Annotated in this window: 2 protein-coding genes; both read right to left on the bottom strand. The window is 64.6% G+C overall.

Annotated features, from left to right (window positions below; genetic code table 11):
* Window positions 1-125 precede the first annotated feature (125 nt).
* Window positions 126-317, bottom strand: coding sequence for a hypothetical protein (locus ACWF62_RS20660; protein ID WP_436978018.1), 192 nt, complete (start codon window positions 315-317; stop codon window positions 126-128).
* A gap of 14 nt (window positions 318-331) precedes the next feature.
* Window positions 332-792: DUF5753 domain-containing protein (locus tag ACWF62_RS20655; protein WP_452631302.1), on the bottom strand; the 461-nt coding region annotated here is incomplete at its 5' end.

The raw sequence follows: 792 nt of genomic DNA, 5'->3' as shown, positions 1-792 counted from the left end.
ACGTACGCCACGGGCGCGGCGGTCATCGGGTCGGGGTGCGGGGCTGGCTGCTGGTCGGACATGAAGCCCCATTCTCCTGTGCCCGGCCCCCGAACGCCAGCCTCGCCCCCTCGGCCCCGCACCGCTCACAGCAGGTGGTCGGCCTTGCCGGCCTTGATCTCCCGGATCATCGTGGCGAGGGCCTCGCGTGAGTCCGAGATGGACAGGTGCTCCTGCCCGGCGACCGCTATGTAGGCGTTGCCCGCGCCGTCGGTTCCCAGGCGGAAGCAATCAGAACTCTCTGCGCAGAAGGGGGGCTCCCAGATGATGTCAGCCATGTCTCTTCCTCCTATCAGGCGCTGGTCAGAGCGCTGATGAAATCTCGGGACTCGCTGGCACCGAGGGAAGCATTCTCCATCCAGTCAAGTTGAGACCGGTACTTATCCAGCTGCGCGGGTGCGTGGGTGAAGCTGGGGCCATGGGCTGAGCCGAGTTGGACCGTGTCGAGCTGGGACACGATGCCCTTGTTGTAGGACATGGCCTGTCCGGCTCCCGGAAATCCACCGGATGAGAACGGCAGCACTCGGACCAGCACGTTGTCCTGATGACCGACTTCACACAAGTGGTCCAGCTGGCCCCGCATGACCTTCACGCCCCCGAACTCCATCCGCAGAGCTGCCTCATGGACATAGGCGACATGGTCGATGGGAGACTCACGGTAAAGCACCTGGAGACGCTGCATCCTCAGCGCCACGCGGAGTTCGATCTCGTGAGGCGACAGCGAAGGCAGGGCGGCTTTGGCAACCGCACGCA

The sequence above is a fragment of the Rhodococcus sp. NPDC054953 genome (assembly GCF_053609225.1).
This window is presented reverse-complemented; position numbering and strand designations above follow the sequence as displayed.